The sequence below is a fragment of the Candidatus Desulfatibia sp. genome, assembly GCF_036446775.1.
In the GTDB taxonomy this organism is placed as follows: Bacteria; Desulfobacterota; Desulfobacteria; order Desulfobacterales; family UBA11574; genus Desulfatibia_A.
The window spans coordinates 1-5,360 of sequence record NZ_JAZFTO010000290.1; the positions used below are offsets into that span (position 1 = coordinate 1).

The 5,360-nt window shown below is 43.5% G+C and carries 5 protein-coding genes; all 5 read right to left on the reverse strand.

Translation table 11 applies throughout. From position 1 onward, the window contains the following. The coding region (locus tag V3S16_RS13675; RefSeq protein ID WP_413885858.1) for a toprim domain-containing protein at positions 1 to 506 on the reverse strand (506 nt) is incomplete at its 3' end. Positions 507 to 737: 231 nt separating this feature from the next. After that, positions 738 to 2,798 carry an IS701 family transposase gene (locus tag V3S16_RS13680; RefSeq protein WP_413885860.1) on the reverse strand — a complete coding sequence of 687 codons (2,061 nt, stop codon included), beginning with the start codon at positions 2,796 to 2,798 and terminating at the stop codon, positions 738 to 740. Positions 2,799 to 2,876: 78 nt separating this feature from the next. Further along, positions 2,877 to 3,194 carry a DUF6122 family protein gene (locus tag V3S16_RS13685; protein ID WP_413885862.1) on the reverse strand — a complete coding sequence of 106 codons (318 nt, stop codon included), beginning with the start codon at positions 3,192 to 3,194 and terminating at the stop codon, positions 2,877 to 2,879. A gap of 450 nt (positions 3,195 to 3,644) precedes the next feature. Then, complete coding sequence (locus V3S16_RS13690; RefSeq protein ID WP_413885864.1) at positions 3,645 to 4,097, reverse strand: hypothetical protein; 453 nt, start codon at positions 4,095 to 4,097, stop codon at positions 3,645 to 3,647. A gap of 7 nt (positions 4,098 to 4,104) precedes the next feature. Continuing rightward, positions 4,105 to 4,551 carry a hypothetical protein gene (locus V3S16_RS13695; protein WP_413885866.1) on the reverse strand — a complete coding sequence of 149 codons (447 nt, stop codon included), beginning with the start codon at positions 4,549 to 4,551 and terminating at the stop codon, positions 4,105 to 4,107. Between the last annotated feature and the right edge of the window lie 809 nt (positions 4,552 to 5,360).

Sequence of the window (5,360 nt, forward strand, 5' to 3'; positions counted from 1 at the left end):
ACCGTGCCCCCGCCGGCGCGGTGGCCTCCTTTGCCGGCGTAGGAAACCCGCACCTGCGGAGCGATCTCCAAGAAGGCGAGACGGTTCTGGACCTGGGGAGCCCCGATCATACCGCCCAGGTAATATACACGGCCAGCGACATCGGTTGCTATCTGCTTGATCGCTTTCCTCCCGGCGCTGTCCCAGTCGTAAGCCACGATGAAGTTTTCAACGCCGAGCCCTTTGAGAATACCTCTTGCTTCGTCCGTAAGGTTAGAGCCCAGGGTGGAAGCGATTATCGGTTTGTCCATGTCTTGGAGCAGTTTGTAAAACGCGAAATAATCAAAGATGCCCTCAACCAGGATGATTGTCTTGTAATGCCTGATATAGCGGTGGGCTTTGTCGATGCCGTAAAGCCAGCCCTTTGTGGTGATGAAGGTGTCTTCTGTCTTCTGTTTTAGCCATTGGATGGCATTTTTGCGGTTGTCTGGTCGTCTGCCGATAATGCCGTGAACCTGACCATCCATGTTGTAAATCGGAAATGTTATTTTACCAGCGAAATAATCAGCATAATTCCTAGTACTACAGCGACACATTAATCTTTAATAAAATAGCTTCAGCGATTGCCCTTTTTCTATGTGACTTTTGAGCGATATAATTACGATCAGTATGGTATTTTACTAGTTCCAAGGCATATGAGCGCTCAATTGAATGATAAGGAAGCATAGCTGCTACCAGTCTTCTTGCTTGTGGCAACGTCAGACAGGGGGCTTTTTTTTAAACCTGATTCTCAAACGAAATAGAAAATGTAATGCAAGAAAAACATAAATCATATGGCGATGCCAAGCCGGCCAAGAGCGATGTTCGTAATGATCCATACCGATCTGGTCTTTGCCTTCTTTAAAGCATTGTTCAATAGGCCAACGCATAGTTGAAGCTTTACACAACTCGGAGAAAGGTATGTCTTCCGGCGCGCTGGATAAAGCATATTTCAACTGGCCATCAGAGTTGCGCCGGATAAACAGCCATAAAGGTTGTTCTTCCGGAAGTCCATCTCGAGACAGATAAATCCTAATGCGGGCCACTTCAGCGATAATAGGCCCTTTTGATCCTTCTGCTAAAACGACGGACTTCCAGGAAAGTTTTTCAGATCGAGCAAGTTGAGCAACCGTATGTGCTTGCGGTTCACCCGGCAGTACGCGCAATATTTTAGGATAAGGCCCTCTGCCTTTATAAGGCGGTAAACCTACTTCGGGTTTTTCGAGAAAAACGTATGTATCCGAACGAATACTGGCAAAGTAATAGAGTGATTCCGGCAGTGATTGTAAAAAAATCAAATCCGATCCAAATGTGGCGTCACAGCCAAGCCATTTTGCAGGGAAAAGATTTGATCCGACTACCTGGTTGATAAGATCAAGAGCAATTTGAAGTTTCGTCTGAAAGACAAGGTCTTCGGGAACCCAGGTGTCTTTGCGCCTTTTGGCATATTCATCAGTAAACCAGATTTCGGGCATATAGAGCCGGCTGGTCAGAAGACCATAGCCTTTTTCACTTGAATAACCGACAAAGACGCCGGATTGGCAATTATCGACTTTACCGGCAGCACCACAATATTGCCTGGCAACACCAACGGACTCTTTGCCTTTTTTGATGAACTCGGAGCTGTCAATATTTATCATGCCATCAGGGCTGCCAATCATATTAGCCATAATAGCCTGATGCGCTGCCTCCATGGCTTCATGATCCCAACGGTAGTTTTTCATAAAACGCTGTAGCGATCGAACACCGTTTGGATCCAAAAACTCAAGGGCGATCGGCTCAACCGATTTGCCTTTCACATTGCTGATGAGCCCGGACATATAGGCCAACCCCAGACGCTGGTGTTCTATTCGGCCCAAACAGTTGTGGAATTGCTCATGGAATGCTACCAGTTCATCAGCCATTAAAGCGAGATCTTTTTCAGTAAGATCCATCTTCGGGACCAGGTCGGGATGCCACTGACAATGTTTTAAAAGCATCTGTAAATCCTCCACTTTTTTCTGTGATTGTGGGGGGCGCTGAAAGGGATCACAGGGCTTTTGCTGACAATCAATGATATCTCTGAACTTTGGATCTAACACATAAACATATACATGCTTGACGTCGCCATGATAGATATATCCTTTTCCTTGTTTTGTGTACCCATTGGTTTGACCGATAAATTTCCAATTGGCGGCTTTATAGCAAATGGCTTTGAAAAAGCGTGGATCAACAAAGGTCTCCAGAAGCATCAGTTCTGTTTTAAAATGCTCCGGCCAATCTTTTTTTAATTGGCCAATGCTAAGAGAAAGTACATGCGAAGCCAGATTAGGAACCCGGACCCATGGAAGAATCAGAAAGCGACTATTATTCGCTATTCGATTCAAGTGGGTTTTTCTCTGCTTGTCGGACCATCCGATAAAATAATCACGAACGCGAAGTTTCAAGGCAGGGGCACTCCAGGATAAAGCAGCAACCGGGCGATCTTTTATGAAAGCAAGATATTTTAAGCGATGCCCCAAAAGCTTTCTATAGCTCAAATAATGGTACTGGCTGACAAGCTGGCCCCAGAGCGACTCTAATGTCTGCTCATGGGCTAATTTCAATGTCACCGGCCCTAACTTTTTTAGGTCTCCGGCAATTGGTTCTGTATTGATGGTGTGAAACATCGGTTTTCTACGATATAATGTCTGGGTAGTAAAAGGGCGCAAATCTCCTTTACAGTTCAAAACCGATATTGGCTTGATCTGGTCTCTCGATAACCGCTCTGTGACTCTTTCATACGCCCTTATGATTTCCACTATACACCATCTGATTTTAGATGTCTACAAAAAAATGCCGCTGTAGTATTAAGCGCCCCCTTTTTTAGGCCCCCCAAATTAAATAATGTTCATCCAGAGGCAATCTAAGCCGTCCACAATGATATGAATTGCCAACCCGAACCCCAAGAGCCGGGTCTTTGGTACCGCAGCAAGCAGTGCATACACAGCTATAGCCGGCAGCGAGTGCAGGGGATGAAAGTTTATCCCACAGCGATTTGGATCATATATGGGGTTGGTTAATAAATGATCCAAGTCGATGATCATGGCTGACATCATCACCATCCAGGCTGTTTTCCATCGATCTGAAAACAGAAGCCTGGACACCATTCCGGGTACCATGAAATGCAGGCCTAAATGCAAAATAGGACGAAACATATGCTGTTTTCATTCTTAATGAATCTTAATTCGGTTGTAAATCAAGAATTTTTATAAGAATCTGAAATTCTCGCTATCATAGAACAATTAAAATGAGTCCCTGAACTCCAACTGCTAAAGAGGTTTGAAATAGTTATTTGCTTATTTATGAATGGACAGAATTTTCTGAAGTGGTTTTCGGATTTTTTTATCTGTCAGGTTCAACTGAACCGAACTGCGGGCCGCTTCAGGCAGCCCCCACCATTTTCAGCTTTCCATTTATCCAATACTCTTTAAAGTATTGTTTACATTTTCCACAGCGGTAAGAAAAGTTACGTACCCCGCCTCTTTCCTCCCCCTTAGGGTTCAGGAGGCGGAGGCTATCCGGCCCTGCACCACAAGACAGGCATTTCTGCTCTTTTGACAAGCATCTTTTTTTATTATCTTGCATGGCAGCATTGGCTTTTGTTTTCAATCGTCATTTCTATCTACATTTCTTCCTTTGTTTAAAACTTGGGGTTTTGACGCGGTTTCTGCAGGGAGCGAAGAGGGGACTTTAGATGTAACTCGTTTTGAAAGCTTTTTTGAATCTACTATTTCATATTCTTCAACTCTACAGATTGCCCCGGCTTTTTCAAAAGCGTTTTTATATGCTGTTACAATCAATAAACCCTTTCGGGATACCCAGGAAGACAAATCATTAAAATAGTATAGGCGGTTCACTGGCATGGATGAACCGCCTATACTAAAAGCAAAATCAGAATGGAAGCCATAAATGACTATGGGGTTGATTATGGCTGTTGCATTAAATACAATACCACAATGTAGCATGTCAAGCGATTTTATTATTTTTTTTACTTTTTGATGCCTCCAGGCTATCTTGAATTTTCGTTCAAAAGACCATAGCATAAGATATAGTGCCAATAGCTTTTTATTTTGGAGTTTGCTGAAGTTTTTTTACCATCTTCCGTTTTTCTGTTATATCGAAGGCATAATGTAAGTATAAATCCTCATTAATTGGGTGCCAGTAAGCATCCCATATGATATAAAAAGTTTTGACTTCCAGATGTTGAGGCTTACCTGTCGCCCAAACTTCCGGAGCTAAACACCATGGACACGGTTCATTCCTTTGCGCCCAAGTTTCATAACAGGTGGTTCCTGGAACAGCGCCAGCCTTTCTCCCAGCTTCGTTAGAAAGAACAATTTCACGGGTCTTTGGACGAATTAGGAGAGCTACACAAGGCATAGCATCAAGGAGGATTTTGTTCAAATGCATCTTTTCTTTTAGCGACTCCTCGGCGTTCTTGCGATCAGCAACCGCTTTCTCTAACTCTTTAACCCGCTGTTCTAATTCTTCATAGGTTGGTTTCTTGGCCATTTGAAAATCCTCCGATTAATCAGGATAGACGATAGGATAAGACACAATATCTTGAACCAGAAAAGGCTTGCAAAAATAGTAGATTTATTGTCTCAAGCATGCATTCCCAAAAATAGAAGATTGGGGATCCAAATCATAACCGCGGTATTTCCAATCTTATAAGAAAAGCCACCAGAGAACAAGCGGGTTTTGAAAAAGTTATTATCGCCTTGTCCCCTATATCTTCCTGTTTGCAGTTATAATCCTTGGATGGGTTGCTGCTGGAAAGGATTTATACCGTCCGAATTTATAGGTCCGGCAAACCGCCTGGTCTTCTATCTGGCAATACCCCCAATGATTCCCCAGCCTTAGGGCGCTCTTATTAAATCCTTTACCTGCGCGCTTTTTATTGGTATGATCGTTTTCGCCGTTTTACGGGATTCCCAAATGGTTTCTTTATTTTACCACTCCCTTACATGCAAGCTTGAGGACTAAATTATCAATATGTATTAATGCTTTTATAAAATCAGTATGTTTGAGGTTCTTAGCAAGCAGAGATATGTCCGGTTCTGCAACACACCGATGAATTACAGCCATTAAAAAAAACAACTCGGTATCCGGAAGTTGTGCGGAAACTTGGAATTTTTAATTAGTACCCATCCATAAATACATTGGAGCACTAAGGAGTTTCCAATTCATAAATGAGATATTTTTTCGATGAGCACTTGTGCCGGCGAAGCCTTGGCGAAGTCGCAAGGCCGCATCCGCCGTCGCCCTTAGAAAAGGGCTATGGCGGGACAAGCAAGAGTTTTCGCCCGAGGCGTACTTTT

Coding starts and splice junctions, on each gene's coding strand:
- V3S16_RS13685 (WP_413885862.1), bottom strand. CDS start 3,194: ATGTTTCGTCCTATTTTGCATTTAGGCCTGCATTTCATGGTACCCGGA.
- V3S16_RS13695 (WP_413885866.1), bottom strand. CDS start 4,551: ATGGCCAAGAAACCAACCTATGAAGAATTAGAACAGCGGGTTAAAGAG.